Source organism: uncultured Sphingomonas sp., assembly GCF_937871615.1.
Classification (GTDB): domain Bacteria; phylum Pseudomonadota; class Alphaproteobacteria; order Sphingomonadales; family Sphingomonadaceae; genus Sphingomonas.
Genome location: NZ_CALMPA010000071.1, coordinates 34,155 through 50,926 on the forward strand (window position 1 = coordinate 34,155; position 16,772 = coordinate 50,926).

The following is a 16,772-nucleotide window of genomic DNA, read 5'->3' on the forward strand; positions in this document are numbered from 1 at the left end:
CCTGTCAGGCGGCGCGCCACGCCTCGGCCTGGCCGAGCGCGGTGCGGAAATGCGAAAGGCAGCGCCAGATGCAGAAGGCGCCGATCGGGTAATTCACAGCGGCCATCAACGCGAGCGTGCCGCCCAGCGATTCGCCGTGGAACAACTGGTCGCTGACGAGCCCGCCCAGCAGCGGCCCGAACGAATAACTGAGGAAATTCACGACCACGAAATAGAGCGCCATCACCTGCCCGCGCAGTTCGTTCGGCACGATCAACTGCAACGCCGCCGCGCCCAGCCCGTTCGGCCAACCCATGAAGAACACCGCAGCCGCGACCAGCGTCATCGCAAGCGCGTAGCCAGGCACCAGAAACGCGGTGACACCCAGCGTGACGAGCACGAGCGTCGCGCCGAGCACCAGCCGCAGCGTCGCGTCCGTCCGCCCGAGGCGCATCATTCTCGCCGCAACCTCGCCGGCGAAAATTCCACCGCCGCTCCCCAGCAGCAGCGCAATGAGGCCGAAGGTGAAGCCCACCTGCGCACGGCTCGCGCCATGTTCGCGCAGGAAGAACTCCACCACCCAGTAGAATAGCGCCCATCCCTGCATCGCCAGCGCGGTGAAGCCGATGAAGTGATAGACAAGAAACCTGCGGCGCCCGGCGAAGAACCGCGCCGCCTCGCCAAGCGTCATCCCGGCAGCATTCGCGTTGAGGCGCCCGATGCGCAGCGGCGACTTGATCGTCAGGGTGGCGACGGAGAGCAGCAAGCCCGGCGCCCCGACAATGACGAACATCGCCTGCCACGATCGCATCTCGCCGAACACCGGCAGCGCGATATGCGGCAACGCCTCCAGATGGCTCACGATCGCGCCGCCGAGCAGATTGGCAAGGCCAAGGCCGATGAACGGCGCGACGCCGAATATCCCCATCGCCAGCGGCAGCCGCGAACGATCGAAATAATCGGACAGCATTGATATCGCCGCCGGTGACAACGTGGCCTCGCCGACGCCAACCGTCGCGCGCGCCAGGAACAGATGCGTGAACTTCGTCGCGAACCCGCACGCCATCGTGGCCAGGCTCCAGAAGAAGATGCCCAGCCCGATGATCCGGCGGCGGTTCGCCCGATCCGCCAGCCACGCCATCGGAATCGTCAGGATCGTGTAGAAACAGGTGAAGGCCAGGCCGCCCAGCAGCCCCATCATCGTGTCGCTGATGCCAAGATCGCGCTTCATCGGCCCGATCATCACCGCCAGGATCTGGCGATCAATGACCGACACGGTTGAAGCCAGCGTCAGAAAGCCGACGACATACCAGCGGTGAAAGACGGTTCCCTGCGAGCCATGCGCCGATATCGCCGAAACATCGGCGTCGTTCGGGAGCAAGGCGACCGTCACCGACATTTCTATACCGTGCTCATGGGGGAAGGCGCGCAGATGGTCACGTACTCACGCCCTCCTCTCCCTCAGATTACGTCCGCCCATCCGGCGACACGCTATGCGCGTCGCCACCGTCAGTTATGCCGATATGTGCCCGCCTCAACGGGCAGTGCCGGTCGCCTGCTCCATGCCCTCGGTCATCACCCGATCGAGCATCTGATGCATCTTGCGGATGCGCATCTCGGCATATCTGCCCAAGTGCAGCACGCCGGTCGCCGACGCCTCCATGCCGCTTTGCACGTGCGGGAGATTGCTCATGTCCTGTTCGAACACAGCCGCAAGGCCGGCAGACATTCCGCTGTTCGGCGCAAGCTCCACGATGCTCTCGTCGACGCCAATCTCAAACACCGGCGCCGGCTTGGGCCGGGGCTTCCCTTTGGGCACGCGCTTGAGCATGTAGATATCCATGATCGACGTGGTGTGATCGTGCCCGTTCGGGCGCCAGCGATAGGTGAGGTTCGGCATGAACCCGGCCCAGAAGCTCATGTGCGGAAAGATATTGTAGAGCAGCGCATCAACCATCTCGGCATCGGATGCTGCGCTATAATCATGCCCATCCTCGGCGGAGAGCGTCTTGCGGGTCACTTCCGCCATGAAGGTGCGCGCCGTCTCGCCATCGGGCACCTTCATTTCACCGGGCTTGGCGCCGGCCCCTGCCGCCGATCGCGAGCCGACGCCTAGCAGCGCCTCGACGATCTCGTCCTCGCTGTAATCGCGCTGATTGAACGGACTCGGCACCATCTGCGCGGAGAATTGCCGCGTTATATAGTCCGACAGGATGTCATACTGGCTGTTGACGTCGGCCAGATAGGGCAGAAGCTGGGGATGCGTGGTGATCGCGTGGTGGCTCTCCATGAACGCCTCCGCCGCGGTCTTCCAGTTGCACGGCACGATCTTCTGCACATGAAAATGGATGTAGCGATCCTCGTTCTCGTAGCGTGCGAAATGCTCCTTGATCGGCCCGAGTACTTCATCGAGCGGGACGGCATTGCGATCCATGTTGACGAACACGAAACCCGCCCATGTGCCGACCAGCGCCTCCGGCAGCGACAGGTCCGTCCCTTCCCATTGCGGGAAATCCCAGGAAATCGGATTGTCCTTGAAGCTGCCGTCGGTGTTCCAGGCGATTCCGTGATACGGGCAGCGGAACTCGTTCTTGCAGCCGCCCAGCGTCGCGAGCTTGCGCCCGCGATGCAGGCACGAATTATAGAACGCGCGGATTGCGCCATCCTTCTGGCGCACGATCAGCAGCGATTTGCCCGCGATCTCGTACACGATCGTGTCGCCGGGATTGGGGATTTCCTCCTCGCGGCACGCCATCTGCCAGATGCGCGGCCACAGATATTTTTCTTCCAGCCGGGCGAACGCGGGGTCGATGTAGCGATCGACCGGGACCGCGTCGGTGCCGAGATCGGGAACCGGGCCTTCGCGGAGATGCTCAGGAATCGGGCGCGTATCCCGTTCGAGGATCTCCTCGTAGGTTTCGGCCGGGTGACGGTCTGGGCGGAATTCTTTGGCCTGGACGTTCATGGATCACCTCTGACGCTGTAGCGTCATCCTCTCTCGCTAGAAACTAACACAATCTGCAATCTTGCCAAGTCTTATCGCCCCTCCGGCACCCACGAAGCGCGCGTGCCGAGCACCACCGTCTCGCGCTCGATCGCCGCGCCCAGCGCGGCGGCCATATCCGCGAAACGGTCATGCCCGCGCAGCGCGGCAAGTCCGCGCTGGTATGCGTCGACATCCGGCAGCCGCCACACGTCGATCGCGGTGTGGAGGCGCCCGGTGATCTGCTCGATCGCGGCGACGAGGTGCCACCCTTGCGCCTCCACGATCGCGACAAGCTCGATCATGGTCGTGCGGAATCGCGTGAGGTCCGCCGCGCGCAGTTCGAGCGTGGACTGCATGTAGATCGTCATTGCCCCTCCCCTCTCAGCCTGAGCAGTTGCTTGCCGGTGTTCGCGCCGGAGAACAGGCGCATCAGTGTGCGCGGGGCGTTCTCGAACCCCTCCTGAATATCCTGCCGGGCGATCAGCCGGCCTTCGGTCAGCCACTGCGACAGGCGTTTACGGGCAACGGGAAACTCCGCCTCGTGATCGTTGAGCAGAATCCCCTGCATCGTCGCGCGTTTGAACACGAGATTGAAGTAGTTCGCCGGGCCGATCGGCATCCCGCCGGTCTTGGAACGCGATATCCCGCCACAGATCACCACGCGCGCATGTAGCGCCAGATGCGCGAGAATATCGTTTAGGATCACGCCACCGACATTGTCCCAGACGACATCTGCGCCATCGGGCGCCAGCCGCGCCAGTTCCGCCCCGATATCCCGCGATTTATAGTCGATCGCCGCGTCGGCGCCCAGTTCGCCAGTGAGCCACGCGCATTTCTCCGCCCCGCCCGCAATGCCGATCACGCGGCAGCCCGCGATCTTCGCCAACTGAACGACGATCGCGCCAACCCCGCCCGCCGCGCCCGTCACCACCACGGTATCGCCGGGGAACGGCCTGCCGACATGCTTCATCCCGAAATAGGCGGTAAGCCCGACCACGCCGAGCACGTCGAGTTGCGCGGAAGGGTGCGCCTCGCCCTCCAGCGACTGGAACTGATCGCCGGGCAACGTGGCATATTCCTGCCAGCCGAACGGCCCCAGCACCTTCTCGCCAACCTTCAGATGCGGCGCCCGGCTCTCCAGAACGGTGCCGATGCCCGATCCGCGCATCATGTCGCCGATCTCGGTGCGCGCGACATAGCCGCCGATATTCTCCATCCAGCCCTTCATCGCCGGCTCGAACGCGAGCATGTCGACCTGAACCAGCACCTCGCCCGCGCCCGGCGAACGAACCTCGCCTTCGGTCATTGCGAAGTCGCTCTCGTTCACGTCGCGCGCCGTGGGCCGCCCCGCGATCGTCCAGCGGCGGTTGATTCGACTCAATGCACCCTCCTCTTGCTACCCTAATGCCGCGCTTTCGAGAAAAGGTCGACAACTTTAACACGCGCGGCATAATAAGCCGATGCAAACCCTATCGCTCGCCGCCGGTGTGCTGCCCGATCACACGCCCCAAACGACTGCCCGCGCCGCCGCCGCGGCCGGCTATGACGCAACCGGCGTCTGGGTCGATCTCGATAACTGGACGGCCGGGACAACCCGCGAATTGAAGACGATCCTCGCCGAGAACGCGCTCGCCGCGCTTGATATCGAGGTCGTCTGGCTGATGCCCGGCCCGTTCGACGACAAACACCGCCGCATCATTGATATCGGGCGGGAGATTGGCGCGGCGAACGTGCTGTGCGTCAGTTCCGACCCGGATGACGGCGCGACCGCCGCGAAATTGGCCGCACTATGCGAACACGCCGCCGGAGACATCCGGATCGCGCTGGAATTCGCGCTGTTCACCGAGGTGAAAACGATCGGGCAGGCGAGTTCGATCCTGCGCGCGGTGGGCGATCCCGCCATGGCAATGCTGATCGACCCGCTCCACCTCGCGCGTTCGGGTGGCACCCCGGCGGACGTCGCCGCGCTCCCCCCGGCATGGCTTCCTTATGCTCAATTCTGCGATGCGGAGCCGCTGACCTTCGACACGTCCGATCGCGCCGCGATCATCGCGGAGGCGGTCGATCGGCGGCGCCACATCGGCGACGGTGTGCTGCCGCTGCGCGAACTCGCGACCGCGCTCCCGCGCGACATCCCGCTAAGTATCGAATTACGCTCGAAAGCGCTGCGCGACAGGCACCCCGATCCCGTCGCACGCGCGCGCGCCGTTCTAGCCGCCACGCGCCAGTTTCTGCGGCAGGAAAGCTGACCGCTCCGCCATACCGGACGCGATAGCCGAAACGACTATTCGGCGGCGGCCTGAAGGCTCAGTTCGTCCAGCCGCGGGTCGTTCGGCACGATCCAGTCGGCTCCGATCACCGGCGCCACGCGCAAGTCCGCCGGTATCCGATCGTGGCCGATCATCGCATCCGCCTGCTGATGCCAGTGATAGATGCGCGCCTCCTGATAGCTCAGCGGCACGCCTTGGAAGCCGTAGCTTTCCTGGCTTTTCTGTATCCACTTGCCGAACTCGGTATCTTCCTCAAGCACACTGTTGAGATAGGTGATCGTGGCGTCCCAAAAGCCAGGGCGCACGCCCTCGCCCCAATCCGGGCCGAACCACCAGACCTCCATTTTCGATCGAGTCGGCCCGTTCGGCCAGAAATTCAGCACGAAATACCCGGTCGGCCCAAGCGGAGAGACCCAGTTCGGAAAGAGATTGTACGATTGCGTGCAGGTCCGCCCGATCTCCCCCACGCTCTCGATCTCGGGCCGCTGAAAATCACCGACGTTGGCGGCGCGATAATTCTCGCCTTCCTTCTTCTCCCAGCCGGGCGCGATCATCCGCCCATGGCCATAGGGATAGAGGCTGTTCACGTTGCGGCGATGATCCAGCCCGAGCGCCACGGTGGAAGGGTGGATATTGGGAACATGGTACACTTCCATGTTCGCCTCCATCGCGATCTTCCAGTTGCAATCCAGATCCCAGATATAGTGGTCCACCAGCCGCGTCGCGTCGAAGCGGAATTCCTCCCATTCCTCCGCGATCGGGCCGAGCCATTCGCTGAGCGGTGGCGCGTCGGCGCTGAAATTTACGAAGATCAGCTTGCCATATCGCTCGCACCGCACCTGACGCAGCGACCGGCAGGAGAAATCGAGATCGGCGAAATCCTCGGGATCACGAACCGATACGAGCTTGCCCTCGTCGTCATAAACCCAGCCGTGATATTTGCAGGTGAGCCGCGCGCGCCGGCCCTTCTCCTGGGTCACGACCGGCGCGCCGCGATGGCTGCACGTATTGTAGAAGGCGTTCACCTCGCCCGAGCGGGCGTGGACGAGCACGATCGGCTGGCCGGCGGTTTCCCACAGCTTGAAGCAACCGTGCTGCGGAATCTCGTCCATATGCCCCGCGAACAACCAGCTCTTCCGCCATAACTGATCGCGCTCGAGTTCCGCGAAACGCGGATCGGTATAGCGCCCTCCCGGCACGTCGGGGAGCTTGGGGAATGCCGGCGGCGGCGCGGCGCGCGCTGCCTCATATTCCATCAGCGCGCGCAATTGATCGACCGTCGCCTGATCCATCGTTCTGCTCCCCGGTTACTCTGCCGCCTGCAATTGCGGCCCGGCGAACAGGCCGACGAGTTCATCATCATCCGCGGCGATGATGCGATCGGTCCACTTATGGAAAGCCTGTGCGCCGCCCTCATTGCGGCCGAACAACACCTTTTCGAGCGTGCCGTGATCGAGCGCGCGCTGCTGGCGCAGGCCGGTCGCGTAATCCTCGTCCTTCACCACCGTTTCCAGGAAGGCGAACTGCGCATGTGCCGCCTCCTCCTGCTCCTCGGTGGGGCGGCGTTCCATCAGATACATCTGGCGCGTCCAGGATTCGCCGACCTGATCGCCCGGCAGAAGCTGTGAGATCATCACCCCGCGACCGCCGCCATTGAAGCTGGCGATCGAGATGCACGGGAAGATCGTCCACACCCCGTTGAGCACCAGATCGTCGGACCATTGCTCCTCCGGCAGATCGGCGAGTTCGCGCGCCGCACGATCAGGCGCGACCAGTCGCTGATGCGGCCCCCAGGCATGATAATGCGCGCGGTTGCCGAGCATGTTGTTGGCGTTCAGCGTATCCTTGTGGAGCACTGGCAGGTGATAGAAATCCAGATAGCCGTCATAGGCGATCTTCCAGTTCGGCCCGCGCAGCACGCGGCTGGAGAAGAAGAACCAGTCCTTGAAGTTGAACGCCTCCAGCAGCGCATCATAGCCGGACAGGAAATCGTCGATATCCAGCTTCAGCTTCGGATCGACGCTGCCGAAGATCAGCCCGGCACGTTCGGCCACTGGCAGCGCGGTGAGGCCGAGGCATGATTTGTCCACCTTGCCGAAATCACCCGCCGCCGCGACCGCGATGAGTTCGCCTTTCTGTCCGAAGCTCCAGCCGTGATAGGGGCACACGAAACGCTTGGCGTTGCCAGTGGGATCGACCGCGACATTGGTGCCGCGATGGGTGCAACTGTTGACGAACAGGCGCACTATTCCATCCTGCCCGCGCACGAGCAACAGCGGGATGCCCGCCACCTCCATCGTCTTGAAATCGTTCGGGTTGGGGATTTCGCACGACGGCGCGAGCATCAGCGGCAGCCGCTTGAAGATGCGATCCACCTCCAGCTTGAAGCGCCCCGCGTCAGTGTAATTCTTCGCCGGCACCGCGAGCACGTCGTCGACCAGTTCGAACGTGTTCTCGCGTGCGTGCTTCACGCTGTGCCGCATCATTGCCGCGATCGCGGCATTCGCCATGGCTCTCATCGAGCGGCCCTCTCCTATAAATGTAGCAAGCGTTATATCTTCGTCATCAATGTCGCGTCAATTCAGCTCGTAGCACCACCATCCACCACCATCGCCGCCCCCGTGACGAAACGGGATCGCGCGGAGGCGAGGTAGAGCACCATTTCCGCGATATCGTCCGGCTCGCCGATATGGCCGATCGGATGCACGGCGACGAAACCCTCCATCAGTTCCTGCGGATTCGGCACCTGCGCCATCACCTTGTCGAGCATCGCGGTACGGATGACGCCGGGGTGGACGGAATTGACGCGAATCCGGGTGCCCGTGGTCGCGCAATGCAACGCGATGGATTTCGTCATCAGCGTTACGCCTGCCTTGGCGGCGTTATACGCGACGAGGTTCGCCGACGCCTGAAGCCCGGCGATCGAAGCGATGTTCACGATTGATCCGCCACCCGATCGCGACATCAATGGAATCGCCAGCTTGCACCCGATAAAGGTGCCCACCAGATCAACGTCGAGCGTGCGCCGAAAACCCGCCAGATCCATCTCGTCGATTGATCCCATCAGCGTGATGCCCGCGTTGTTCACCAGCACATCAAGCCGCCCGTAGCGTTGCTCCACCGCCGCTAAGGCGGCGGCCCAGTCGGCCTCGCTGGTAACATCGTGGCGAACGAACATCCCGCCGATCGAACCGGCCACAGCCTCTCCGGTCGCGGTTTCGATATCGGTCACAACCACAGTCGCGCCCGCTTCGGCCAGCTTGCGCGCCGCCGCTTCGCCCAGCCCTGCCGCCGCGCCCGTGACCAGCGCTACCTTGCCCTGCAATTCCATACCCTCTCCCCCTATCGCGCGACCGGCTGTTCGTCGGGTCCGGGCGCCTTGTCCGGCACCACGACGGTGATCCATCCATCCACTTCTTCCGCCGCGAAGGTGCACAACGGGCAATGCTCCCCCGAATCAATTACGCGTGTCAGTATTGACCGCCCCCTCCCGCTCTGCAAGCCTTGGGGCAAGGAGGGAGTCGATGGAACAGGATGACCACGATCTGATATTGGTCGATCGCCCGGCGGAAGCGGTGCTGCGGCTCACGCTCAACCGGCCAGAAAAGCGCAATGCGCTGTCAAATGGCATGAGGCAGCGGCTTTTCACGCTGCTGGAGGAGACGGATCGCGATCCGGAGGCCCGCGTCACGATCATCCGTGGCGCCGGCACCTGTTTTTCGGCAGGCTATGATCTCGGCGGGGGAACGGCGCCACCGTTTCCCTATCACACCGCGCCGGGCGCCGGTCACTGGCCGCGCCATGTCGTCGAGGGCGCGTTCCGCATCTGGGATCTCGCAAAGCCTGTGATCGCACAGGTTCACGGCTGGTGCCTGGCGGGCGGATCGGAATTGGCGACCGCATGTGATCTTGTCTACGTCGCCGAGGACGCGCAGATCGGCTACCCGCCGGTGCGGATGATGAGCCCGCCCGACAACCAGTTCCACGCCTGGCTGTGCGGGATGCGCGCGGCGATGGAAATGATGCTGACCGGCGACGCGATCGACGGGCTGGAGGCGGTTCGCCTCGGCTTCGCCAACCGCGCCCTTCCCGCCGCCGAACTGGACGCAGCGGTGGTCGAACGCGCCGGGCGGATCGCGCGCATTCCCACGGATGTTCAGGCGATGAACAAGCGATCGGTGCATCGCGCGATGGAAATCATGGGCCTGCGCGCCGCCATTCGCGCCGGCACCGAAATACAGGCGCTCGCCATGACGACCGAGACCAGCCGCGCGACCTTCGCCAGATTCCGCGAGAACGTGACGCGGGCGCTCGATGCGCGCGATGGCATGTTCGGCGATTATCGCACCACGGCATCCACCGCCAATGAGGGCGCCCAGCAATGATGGAAGACATTCGGCTCGAACGCGACGGCGCTGTCGGGCACATCGTTGTGGCGCGTGGCAGCGGCAACACAATCCGACCGCAGACGATGCGCGAGATCGGCGCCGCGGTCGATGAACTGGAGGCCGATCAGGCGATCCGCTGCCTCGTCCTGCGCGCCGAGGGCAAACACTTTTCGGCAGGCGCCGACTTCACTTTTCTGGACGCGTTAGTTGAAACCCCCGCGGTCGACGTGCAGGCGCAGGTCTATACGCATTTTCAGGGCGCGGTCCGGCGCTTCTATGCCTGCGCGAAGCCGACGATCGCGCTCGTGCAGGGCGCGGCGGTGACGGTCGGCTGCGAACTGGCGCTGGCGGCGGATTTCCGCATCGCTTCAGAGGATGCGATGTTCCAGGAAAGCTGGATCAGGCTGGGCATCATGCCGCCGCTGGGCGGCACCTTCCTGCTCCCGCGCATCATCGGCGCGGGCCGGGCGGCGAAAATGTGCCTGCGCGGGCGTGCCGTGCGGGCACAGGAGGCGCTCGCGATCGGGCTGGTCGGTGAAGTGGTAGCCCGCGATGCCCTTGCGACGCGCGGCGACGAACTGGCGCGTGAACTGGCCGCATCGGCGCCGCTTGCCTATTCCGCGGTCAAGCGCGCGCTGCATCGCGGCCTCGAAACGAGCATGGAGATCGAATGGGCGGCGAATCTGCCGACGCAGGCGGTGCTGCTGGGCAGCGACGATTTCAGGGAAGGATTGTCGGCAGCGAAGGAAAGGCGGACGGCGGCGTTCAGCGGCCGCTAGGCATCCAGATACATCAGGGTCATGCTGGCCTGCCATGACCCTCACCAGCGGCACGTCGCGGATCGACAATTTCCGGCACGACCTCGCCGGGCTCCGGGCGCGTTGCTCATCCGGCCAGCGCGCCCTAATTCACCAGCAGCGCTGCGTGTGCCTCATCGCGGGGAGCGACCGACCGCGCGTCGGCGTCGCCGCGAGGAGCGGCGCTCTGTGCCTGCTTCACGATCGGGCGGAAGACGATCGACAGGACCAGCGGCTCATCCACCGCCGCGCGCGGCGGCGGGACGAACAACAGGCTGTTTTCATCGCACCGCCACAGGCCCTCAGCGAGCGGCATCATCGAATCGAACACCGGGCTGGCCGCGATCGGCGACGCCGCGATATCGGGCTTGTCGGCGCCGAACACGCTGATGCGATGGAACGCGATCTCGTCGATCTGGACGACTTGCCCGAACGCCCCGATCTGAACCCCGGCATCGAATTTCGCCGCGCCCACCGGGATATTGAGCACATAGAAGCCGTCATGCGTGGGCGATGCCGTCAGGCTTTGCACGATCTGTTCGCCCCCCGCCGCAAGAAGAACCGCGACGGGCAGCTTTTCGACCGCGAAATCGGCCAGCCGCAGATCCAGCCCGAAGCGATTGGCCGAAAGCCACGACAGGGAGACCGGCAGGCCATGCGCCTGCAACTCGCCCGATAGAAACATGCGATCGACGCGGCGCACATAGGCCATGCCGTGGCGCCGCAATTCCCGGCGCGCGCCTTCCTGATCGACCATCCCGACGAGATCGTCGGTGCCAAGATTCACGTCATGCTCGAACCGGCTGAAGATCGCCACCTCATCCGGCTGTGGCATGAACAGCAAGCGCCCGAGAATGGCGAGCGCCATGCGTCGCCGCGCATCCGACTGATCGGCAGCCGGAGGGCGATGGAAAGCCGCATCGCCCGATCGGGCGAAAGCGATCGCACCGGCCTGAATCCTGGCGCGCGTTTCCGATTGCGCCTTGTCGACGCGCGTGGCGCGATATTTGGCGCGCCCGTTATCGGCATAATCGAGCACCGATCCCGCGCTCGATGTGCAGACCTGCTCGATAATCGCGATCTGGCTGCACAGCGCCCGCAGCAGCCGGTGATCGTAGTGGCGGGAATCGAACAGGCCGCGCTTGCGATCGGGATCGACGTTACTGTTCGAAAGCAGCAGATAGCGCCCTGTGACGGTGACGCCGAGGCGGTCTTCCAGAACAGGTGCCGCAAGATCCTGCACCGTCCCGCGATACCCCAGGTCCACCAGCATGACGATGTCGCCATCGGCGATCCTCGCCTCCCGCCGCAGATGCGCGATCAGGCGCTTCGCATAAGCGGCGCTGCGCCTGAAAATGCGGCTCAGCGCGTCGGGCGCGAATATGTTGCGCCGGAAAGCGGCATTCGTCCCGCCGATTTTCGCGGCTTCGGCTGGAGTGAGGCCGAGTTGCGCCGCAAGCGCATCGACGCGCTCGGTGCTTTCCTCGTCCAGATAGCGTTCCACCGCGCCCCGATCGGCGAACGATGCCTGCCGCGCGGCGAAGCGGCTGATCGCCACGCAGGCGCACTTGCCGCCGATCGCTTCGTACATCGCATGGGGCAGGAAGCCATCACGCAACAGGAACAGCGGCTTCACCGGGCGCCCGGTTTCGGCAGCAAGCGCCGCCACCTCGGCTTTCAACCAGCGCGAAAACGCATCCAGCACCGGCCCGACGATATCATGCCCCAGGTGCCATGCCGGATCGCTGCGTTCCTGCATGGCAAGCGGCGCGCGGTGCAACTGGATCACCGGCTGGCTAACGCGCGTCATCGGATCGAGCATCACCGCCGCATTGGCCTCAAGCCGCAGGATATTCGCGGTCGCCTCGTCGAATTGCCGGATGTGGACGGCATTCAGCCCCGCCGCTTCCGCCGCCACTCCATCCGCATCGGGATTGTCGCCGACATGCAGGATCGCCTTCGCCGGTTCCCCGATTTCACGCAGCACATCGGCGAACAGCCCCCCGCCCTTCGAGCGGCCATATTCCGACGAGCAGAATATCCGGTCGATCATGCCGACCAGTTCCTCTCCGCCGACCGCCGCGATCAGGCCATGCAGTTGCGATCGCGACAGATAGGTGTCGCTGACGATGATGATCTTCAGCCCGCGCGCTTTTGCGTCCGCGATCAGCGCCACGGTGGGCGCGAACGCGAAACAATGCCGCGCCTCCAGCGCCAGTTCCCGCGCCACCCCGGCATCGGAATCGCCGGGCAAATGCGCGTGGATTTCCTCGATCGAAACCTCTGAAAGCCCGTCCCTGCGCAGCCGCAACCGGCGCGCTTCCTGCTCCGCCTGAACGCGCGGCTCGATCCCGCCGCCGGGATAATCGAATTCCGCGAACACGTCCTGCGGCAGATTAGTCGCACGCCAGATCAGCGTATCGAAGCAATCGAGCGAAAGGACGCGAACGCCTTCGGGCGCGTCTTCCAGCAACGTCGCTACGTCTCGTGGAGTAACGGTCTTGCGCATCTTCTCATCTCTCGGGCGTGGCGCTGATCTTGTGCCGGGCGGAATAGGGGCAATCCGATTGCCAAAGAGTTAACCTCTTTTGTTAGCCAACCGCGCGCAATGCCGCATTAGCGGTCGGCCCGCGCGCTTAATTCTTGTGGTTAACCAAATGCTAAGTCCGGCCTGCGACGAGGGTGCGAAATCGAAAGGCCCTTCAGATGCCGGACCTGCTTATCCATTCCATGGCCGAATTCTCCGATCTCATCCTGACCGGCCTCGCCATCACCGACGCGCGGGAGATCGTGGAGATCGGCGCGGAGTTTGGTGGCATGTCGAAATTGCTCGCCGATCATGCCTCAGCGGTGGATGGATCGCTCACCAGCATTGATCCGTCCGTCAAGCCGGAGTTCGCCGCCTGGGCGGCGGCCAATCCGGCGACGCGCCATATCGCCCAGCCGAGCCTTGTCGCACTCGATCATGTCGGGCCGGCGGACGCATGGCTGGTCGATGGCGATCACAACTGGTTCACGGTCTATCACGAACTGCATCGGATCGACGCGATCTGCCGCGAGCATGGCAGGCCGTTGCTGGTCTTCCTGCACGATATCGGCTGGCCGTCCGGCCGGCGGGACATGTATTACGCGCCGGATGCGATCCCGACGGATTATCGCCACGCTTATGATTATGGCGGCGGCGCGGTTCCGGAATCGAACGCGCTGCTGCCGCGCGGCGGGTTTCGTGGAAACGGCCAGTTCGCCTTTGCCTGCCATGAAGGCGGGCCGCGCAACGGCGTGCTTTGCGCGGTGGAGGATTTCATCGCGGATCTGCTCGGCAATGGCCGCACCCTTGCCTTTGCCGAGATCAACGCGGTCTTCGGGCTAGGCGTCCTGTTCAGCGAAGACGCGCCGTGGAGCGAGGCGCTGGGGCAGCATCTGCTGCCGTTTCACCAAAATCCGCTGCTCGCCACGCTCGAACGGAACCGCCTCGCAAACTATCTGCGCGTTATCGAGTTGCAGGAGGCGGGCCTCCCCGCCTGAACCGTCCGGGCGGGCAACCGGCGCTCCTATCCGAATTGCCGCAGCGGCAGCACAAGCCCCGAAACGACGAAATAGGCCGCGCCCATTCCCGCCGCCACCTTCTGGTTCAGCCGCCCGGCGGCATCGCGGAATTCGCGGCCCAGCGGGTGCGCGGGGACGATGCCCAGCCCCACCTCGTTCGTCACGATGGCGATCGGCAGCGGCGTTGCCGCGATCGCGGCGATCAACTCGTCGGCGCGGCGCTCGATCGGGTGGCCGCCCAGCATCAGGTTGGACAGCCAGAGCGTAAGGCAGTCGACCAGGATCGCGCCCGACGGGATCGCCGCGATCGCCTCTGGCAGATCGAGCGGGCATTCGATCGTGCGCCACCGCGCGCCGCGTTCGGCGCGATGCCTTGCGATCCGCGCCGCCATCTCGCCATCGCCCGCCTCTGCGGTGGCGAGATAGTGGAGCGGGCCGGCATGGCGCTCGGCGGATTCCAGCGCGAGGCGGCTCTTGCCGGAGCGCGCGCCGCCCACGAACATGGTTTTTGCGGTCATCTTGCGTTCTGCTCCGCTGGTCCGTAGAGGCGCCGACGCGACAGGTTTCCAGAGATGGAATCAAAAGGGAATTCGGAAGCAGGCGTCAAGCCTGTGATCCGAAGCTGCCCCCGCAACTGTGACCGGCGAGCCTTGCTCCATCCGTGTGCCACTGGATCGTTCTCGATCTGGGAAGGCCGAGCAGGACGATGACCCGGAAGCCAGGAGACCTGCCTGTCGCGGTTGTCCTTCGTGCGGACGGGGTGTTCCGGGCGATCGAGGTTTTCCTCGCGTGACGACGTTGTCGGGGTCGTGCGCGACGGAACACCTGTTCCGGCGAACCGTGGTGCGCGCCCCCTTGGATACGAGGGGAAACCACCGTGAAGAAATACGCCTGCCTGATTCTGCTGCCTTATGCCGTGGCGGCGACCTCCGCTTTCGCCCAGAGCACATCCTCCCTCCAGAGCGACGCCGCCGCCGGCCCGGATGTCATCGTCGCCGCCAACCGCGAGGCGCGGGCGGCATCCACCATCGGGCAATCGGTTACGGTGCTCGATGCCGAAACCATCACCCGGCGCCAGGCCGTCATCGTCTCCGATCTGCTGCGCCAGGTGCCGGGCGTCACCGTCACCCGCAACGGCGGCCCCGGCACCTCCACCTCGGTCAACATCCGCGGCGCCGATAGCGACCAGACCGTCGCGCTGATCGACGGCATCAAGCTCAACGATCCCTCGTCGCCGGGCGGCGGGTTCAACTTCGGCACGCTGCTGATCGGCAATATCGCGCGGATCGAGGTGCTGCGCGGCGCGCAATCCGTTTTGTGGGGCAGCCAGGCGATCGGCGGCGTGGTGAACCTGATTACCCGCCAGCCGACCGAGGCGCTCGCCGTGAACGCGCGCGTCGAAGGCGGCTGGCACAATACGGGGCAAGCCTTTGCCAACGTCTCGGGCAAGGCCGGCCCGGTCTCCGCGAGTCTCGGCGGCGGCTATTACAGGACCGACGGGATTTCGGCCTTTGCCGATGGCGCCGAGCGTGACGGCTTTCGCACCCACGCCGCGAACGGCAGCCTCAAGATCGACCTGACCTCGCGCATTTCCATCGACGTGCGCGGCTTCTATTCCAGTGGCCGCACCGATATCGACGGTTTCCCACCGCCGCGCTTCGTCTTCGGCGACACCCGCGAATATAGCGATAGCAAGCAGTGGACCGGCTATACCGGGCTGAACTTCGCGCTGTTCGACGGGCGCTTGCGCAACCGCATCGGCTACGCCCATACAGACACCAACCGGCGCAATATCGACCCCGATGGCACGCCGACCGAGACGTTCCGCGGCATCGGGCGCAACGACCGGCTGGAATATCAGGGCGTCGTCGATCTGAACTCCGCCGTGTTCGCCACCTTCGGCGCCGAACGCGAAGTCTCGCGCTTCTCGACATCGAGCTATGGCGGCCCGGTCACGCGCGGGCGCGCGCGCAGTTTCAGCGTTTACGGCCAGATGGCGGTGACGCCGATCGCCGGGCTGACCGCGACGGCGGGCGTGCGGCACGACGATCACAATATCTTCGACGGCGAAACCACCTTCTCCGGCAGCGGCGTCTATTCGCCCAACGGCGGCGCGACGACATTCCGCGCAAGCTATTCCGAAGGCTTCAAGGCGCCGACACTGTATCAGCTCCAGAGCGAATACGGCAACGCGCACCTCGGCCCGGAACGGTCGCGCGGCTGGGATGCGGGCGTGACGCAACGCGCGCTGGATGGCGCGATCGAAGCGAGCGCGACCTATTTCCGCCGCACCTCACGCGATCTGATCGCCTTCGTTTCGTGCACCGCGCCGCTGGCCGGGATCTGCGCCGGGCGGCCCGGCGGAACATATGACAATATCGCAAAGGCGCTGTCGCAGGGAGTCGAACTGGCGCTGCTGCTGCATCCGGTGGACGCGCTGACGGTGGGCGCGAGCTACACCTATCTCGATGCCACGAACCGCTCGCGCGGGACAGCGAACTTCGGGCGCGATCTGCCACGCCGGCCAGGCAGCAGCGTGACGGTGAACGCCGATTATCGCTGGCCGTTCGGGCTGACGACCGGCGCCACCGTCACCTCGATCGGGAACAGTTTCGATAACGCCTCGAATGCGCGCCGCCTCGCCGGCTATGTACTCACCGATCTGCGCGCCTCCTTCCCGATCAGCCGCCAGATCGAAATCTATGGCCGCGTCGAGAATCTGTTCAACGAGCGGTATCAGACGATCTACCAATATGGGCAGCCGGGCCGCGGCGCATTCGGCGGCATCCGGCTGACCTACTGACCA

At 64.7% G+C, this 16,772-nt stretch carries 14 protein-coding genes and 1 riboswitch; of the genes, 5 read left to right on the forward strand and 9 right to left on the reverse strand.

All coding sequences use genetic code 11. The features are described 5' to 3' along the window. Window positions 1–4: 4 nt before the first annotated feature. From Q0316_RS19010 to Q0316_RS19025, 4 genes are all read right to left on the reverse strand, one after another. Window positions 5–1,378, reverse strand: a complete 1,374-nt coding sequence (locus tag Q0316_RS19010; RefSeq protein ID WP_298675456.1) for an MFS transporter — start codon at window positions 1,376–1,378, stop codon at window positions 5–7. A gap of 135 nt (window positions 1,379–1,513) precedes the next feature. Then, window positions 1,514–2,944 carry an aromatic ring-hydroxylating dioxygenase subunit alpha gene (locus Q0316_RS19015; protein ID WP_298675459.1) on the reverse strand — a complete coding sequence of 477 codons (1,431 nt, stop codon included), beginning with the start codon at window positions 2,942–2,944 and terminating at the stop codon, window positions 1,514–1,516. Window positions 2,945–3,015: 71 nt separating this feature from the next. Then, window positions 3,016–3,333, reverse strand: a complete 318-nt coding sequence (locus Q0316_RS19020) for a hypothetical protein (protein ID WP_298675462.1) — start codon at window positions 3,331–3,333, stop codon at window positions 3,016–3,018. Next, the gene (locus Q0316_RS19025) at window positions 3,330–4,346 is read right to left on the reverse strand and encodes an NADP-dependent oxidoreductase (RefSeq protein WP_298675465.1); all 1,017 of its coding nucleotides are present in this window, start codon (window positions 4,344–4,346) and stop codon (window positions 3,330–3,332) included. Before Q0316_RS19025 ends, Q0316_RS19020 begins: the two co-directional genes overlap by 4 nt. 79 nt (window positions 4,347–4,425) lie before the next feature. Here Q0316_RS19025 and Q0316_RS19030 point away from each other — a divergent pair, with 79 nt between their 5' ends. Continuing rightward, window positions 4,426–5,214, forward strand: coding sequence for a TIM barrel protein (locus tag Q0316_RS19030; RefSeq protein ID WP_298675467.1), 789 nt, complete (start codon window positions 4,426–4,428; stop codon window positions 5,212–5,214). Between the two features lie 35 nt (window positions 5,215–5,249). Here the strand turns inward: Q0316_RS19030 and Q0316_RS19035 are convergent, their stop codons facing one another. The 3 genes from Q0316_RS19035 to Q0316_RS19045 all read right to left on the reverse strand — a co-directional run bounded on the left by Q0316_RS19035 (window position 5,250) and on the right by Q0316_RS19045 (window position 8,566). Further along, window positions 5,250–6,527, reverse strand: coding sequence for an aromatic ring-hydroxylating dioxygenase subunit alpha (locus tag Q0316_RS19035; RefSeq protein WP_298675470.1), 1,278 nt, complete (start codon window positions 6,525–6,527; stop codon window positions 5,250–5,252). Window positions 6,528–6,542: 15 nt separating this feature from the next. After that, window positions 6,543–7,754, reverse strand: coding sequence for an aromatic ring-hydroxylating dioxygenase subunit alpha (locus Q0316_RS19040; protein WP_298675473.1), 1,212 nt, complete (start codon window positions 7,752–7,754; stop codon window positions 6,543–6,545). Window positions 7,755–7,816: 62 nt separating this feature from the next. Then, window positions 7,817–8,566, reverse strand: a complete 750-nt coding sequence (locus Q0316_RS19045) for a glucose 1-dehydrogenase (protein ID WP_298675475.1) — start codon at window positions 8,564–8,566, stop codon at window positions 7,817–7,819. Between the two features lie 193 nt (window positions 8,567–8,759). Here Q0316_RS19045 and Q0316_RS19050 point away from each other — a divergent pair, with 193 nt between their 5' ends. Both Q0316_RS19050 and Q0316_RS19055 read left to right on the forward strand, forming a co-directional pair. After that, window positions 8,760–9,620, forward strand: coding sequence for an enoyl-CoA hydratase-related protein (locus Q0316_RS19050; RefSeq protein WP_298675477.1), 861 nt, complete (start codon window positions 8,760–8,762; stop codon window positions 9,618–9,620). Beyond that, on the forward strand, window positions 9,617–10,402 hold the full coding sequence (locus tag Q0316_RS19055; protein ID WP_298675479.1) for an enoyl-CoA hydratase/isomerase family protein: 786 nt from the start codon (window positions 9,617–9,619) through the stop codon (window positions 10,400–10,402). Before Q0316_RS19050 ends, Q0316_RS19055 begins: the two co-directional genes overlap by 4 nt. Window positions 10,403–10,526: 124 nt before the next feature. On the opposite strand, the gene Q0316_RS19060 is transcribed toward Q0316_RS19055, so the two are convergent. Then, entirely contained in the window at window positions 10,527–12,929 is a 2,403-nt protein-coding gene (locus Q0316_RS19060; RefSeq protein WP_298675481.1) for an HAD family hydrolase, read from the reverse strand. 197 nt (window positions 12,930–13,126) lie between these two features. Here Q0316_RS19060 and Q0316_RS19065 point away from each other — a divergent pair, with 197 nt between their 5' ends. Continuing rightward, window positions 13,127–13,945, forward strand: a complete 819-nt coding sequence (locus Q0316_RS19065; RefSeq protein ID WP_298675483.1) for a class I SAM-dependent methyltransferase — start codon at window positions 13,127–13,129, stop codon at window positions 13,943–13,945. A gap of 26 nt (window positions 13,946–13,971) precedes the next feature. On the opposite strand, the gene cobU is transcribed toward Q0316_RS19065, so the two are convergent. Continuing rightward, entirely contained in the window at window positions 13,972–14,484 is a 513-nt protein-coding gene (cobU, locus tag Q0316_RS19070; protein WP_298675485.1) for a bifunctional adenosylcobinamide kinase/adenosylcobinamide-phosphate guanylyltransferase, read from the reverse strand. A gap of 25 nt (window positions 14,485–14,509) precedes the next feature. Further along, window positions 14,510–14,716: riboswitch (cobalamin riboswitch) on the forward strand. 127 nt (window positions 14,717–14,843) lie between these two features. Between cobU and Q0316_RS19075 the strand changes: the two genes are divergently transcribed. After that, the gene (locus tag Q0316_RS19075) at window positions 14,844–16,769 is read left to right on the forward strand and encodes a TonB-dependent siderophore receptor (RefSeq protein ID WP_298675487.1); all 1,926 of its coding nucleotides are present in this window, start codon (window positions 14,844–14,846) and stop codon (window positions 16,767–16,769) included. Window positions 16,770–16,772: the final 3 nt, after the last annotated feature.

Coding starts and splice junctions, on each gene's coding strand:
- Q0316_RS19055 (WP_298675479.1), top strand. CDS start 9,617: ATGATGGAAGACATTCGGCTCGAACGCGACGGCGCTGTCGGGCACATC.
- Q0316_RS19045 (WP_298675475.1), bottom strand. CDS start 8,566: ATGGAATTGCAGGGCAAGGTAGCGCTGGTCACGGGCGCGGCGGCAGGG.
- Q0316_RS19020 (WP_298675462.1), bottom strand. CDS start 3,333: ATGACGATCTACATGCAGTCCACGCTCGAACTGCGCGCGGCGGACCTC.
- Q0316_RS19015 (WP_298675459.1), bottom strand. CDS start 2,944: ATGAACGTCCAGGCCAAAGAATTCCGCCCAGACCGTCACCCGGCCGAA.
- Q0316_RS19060 (WP_298675481.1), bottom strand. CDS start 12,929: ATGCGCAAGACCGTTACTCCACGAGACGTAGCGACGTTGCTGGAAGAC.
- Q0316_RS19065 (WP_298675483.1), top strand. CDS start 13,127: ATGCCGGACCTGCTTATCCATTCCATGGCCGAATTCTCCGATCTCATC.
- Q0316_RS19035 (WP_298675470.1), bottom strand. CDS start 6,527: ATGGATCAGGCGACGGTCGATCAATTGCGCGCGCTGATGGAATATGAG.
- Q0316_RS19030 (WP_298675467.1), top strand. CDS start 4,426: ATGCAAACCCTATCGCTCGCCGCCGGTGTGCTGCCCGATCACACGCCC.
- Q0316_RS19050 (WP_298675477.1), top strand. CDS start 8,760: ATGGAACAGGATGACCACGATCTGATATTGGTCGATCGCCCGGCGGAA.
- Q0316_RS19040 (WP_298675473.1), bottom strand. CDS start 7,754: ATGAGAGCCATGGCGAATGCCGCGATCGCGGCAATGATGCGGCACAGC.
- Q0316_RS19010 (WP_298675456.1), bottom strand. CDS start 1,378: ATGTCGGTGACGGTCGCCTTGCTCCCGAACGACGCCGATGTTTCGGCG.
- cobU (WP_298675485.1), bottom strand. CDS start 14,484: ATGACCGCAAAAACCATGTTCGTGGGCGGCGCGCGCTCCGGCAAGAGC.